The following is a 2474-nucleotide window of genomic DNA, read 5'->3' on the forward strand; positions in this document are numbered from 1 at the left end:
TCAAGGCCATGCGGCAGTTACCAACAGCATCACCAGCGTCAGCGGCGGCAACTACGAAAACCTGGTTGCCAATCAAGCGCCAGTCAGCACCAGCGTCACCGATGTACAAGACACCACCACTGTCACCTTGACCGCCACGCCTTCCGTGGCCGAGGGTGGCACCATCATTTACACCGCCACAGTAGGTGCTCCGGTCACCGGTAGCCCGGTCCTGGTCAACCTGGCCAACGGCCAGACCATCACCATCCCGGTCGGCCAAAGCTCCGGTACCGCCACGGGTGCGGTGACCAATGACGTCTATCAAGGCCACGCGGCCGTCACCAACAGCATTACCAGCGTCAGCGGCGGCAACTACGAAAATCTGGTTGCCAATCAAGCGCCAGTCAGCACCAGCGTCACAGATGTGCAGGACACCACCACTGTCACCCTGACCGCCACGCCTTCCGTAGCTGAGGGCGGCACCATCATTTACACCGCCACTGTAGGGGCTCCGGTCACCGGCAGCCCAGTCGTAGTCAGCCTCGCAAACGGGCAGACCATCTCCATTCCGGTTGGCCAGAGCTCCGGTACCGCCACGGGTGTGGTGACCAATGACGTCTATCAAGGCCACGCGGCCGTCAGTAACCAAATCACTGCGGTCAGCGGTGGCAATTACGAGAACCTGGTCGCAAATCAGGCAACGGTCAGCACCTCCGTTACCGATGTGCAAGACACCACCAGCGTCACCCTGACCGCCACGCCGTCCGTGGCGGAAGGCGGCACCATTATTTATACGGCTACAGTGGGCGCCCCTGTCACCGGCAGCCCGGTCGTAGTCAGCTTGGCCAACGGCCAGACCATCACCATTCCGGTCGGCCAGAGTTCCGGCACTGCCACGGGTGCCGTGACCAATGACGTCTACCAAGGCCACGCGGCAGTCACCAACAGCATCACCAGCGTCAGCGGTGGCAACTACGAAAACCTGGTCGCCAATCAGGCGCCAGTCAGCACCACCGTTAGCGATGTGCAAGACACCACCACCGTCACCTTGACCGCCTCGTCCTCCGTGGCCGAGGGTGGCACCATTATTTACACCGCAACTGTTGATGCTCCTGTCACGGGAAGTCCGGTCGTGGTCAACCTGGCTAACGGCCAGAGCATCACCATCCCGGCTGGCCAAAGCGCAGGTACCGCCACGGGGGCCGTGACTAACGACGTCTATCAAGGCCACGCAGCCGTCACCAACAGCATTACCAGCGTCAGCGGTGGCAACTACGAAAATCTGGTCGCAAACCAGGCACCGGTCAGCACATCCGTTACCGATGTCCAGGACACCACTAGCGTCACCCTGACCGCCACGCCGTCCGTGGCGGAAGGCGGCACCATTATCTATACGGCAACAGTGGGCGCCCCTGTCACCGGCAGTCCGGTCATAGTCAGCCTGGCCAATGGCCAGAGCATCACCATCCCGGTCGGCCAAAGCTCCGGTACCGCCACCGGCGCCGTGAGCAATGACGTCTATCAAGGCCACGCGGCAGTTACCAACAGCATCACCAGCGTCAGCGGCGGCAACTACGAAAACCTGGTCGCCAACCAAGCGCCAGTCAGCACTACGGTCACCGATGTACAAGACACCACCACTGTCACCCTGACCGCCACGCCTTCCGTAGCTGAGGGCGGCACCATCATTTACACCGCCACTGTAGGGGCTCCGGTCACCGGCAGCCCAGTCGTAGTCAGCCTCGCAAACGGGCAGACCATCTCCATTCCGGTTGGCCAGAGCTCCGGTACCGCCACCGGTGCCGTAACCAACGACGTCTACCAAGGCCACGCGGCGGTCACCAACAGCATCACCAGCGTCAGCGGTGGCAACTACGAAAACCTGGTCGCAAATCAGGCGCCCGTCAGCACCACCGTTAGCGATGTGCAAGACACCACCACCGTCACCTTGACCGCCTCGTCCTCCGTGGCCGAGGGTGGCACTATCATTTACACCGCCACAGTAGGTGCGCCGGTCACCGGCAGCCCGGTCGTAGTCAGCCTGGCCAACGGCCAGAGCATCACCATTCCGGTTGGCCAGAGCTTCGGTACCGCCACCGGTGCCGTGACTAACGACGTCTATCAAGGCCACGCGGCAGTTACCAACAGTATCACCAGCGTCAGCGGCGGCAATTACGAAAACCTGGTCGCCAATCAGGCGCCCGTCAGTACCACCGTTACCGATGTGCAAGACACCACCACCGTCACCTTGACCGCCACGCCTTCCGTGGCCGAGGGTGGCACCATCATTTACACCGCCACAGTAGGTGCTCCGGTCACCGGTAGCCCGGTCCTGGTCAACCTGGCTAACGGCCAGACCATCACCATTCCGGTCGGTCAAACCTCCGGTACCGCCACCGGCGCCGTGAGCAATGACGTCTATCAAGGCCACGCGGCAGTTACCAACAGCATCACCAGCGTCAGCGGCGGCAACTACGAAAACCTGGTCGCAAACC

The 2474-nt window shown here is 62.0% G+C and carries 1 protein-coding gene; it reads left to right on the forward strand.

Going from position 1 to position 2474, the window contains the following annotated elements:
- A partial coding sequence (locus CQW31_RS31255; RefSeq protein WP_371858405.1) for an immunoglobulin-like domain-containing protein occupies positions 1-2474 on the forward strand: 2474 nt, incomplete at both ends.

It is taken from the genome of Pseudomonas sp. 382 (genome assembly GCF_002759075.1).
Taxonomy (GTDB): domain Bacteria; phylum Pseudomonadota; class Gammaproteobacteria; order Pseudomonadales; family Pseudomonadaceae; genus Aquipseudomonas; species Aquipseudomonas vlassakiae.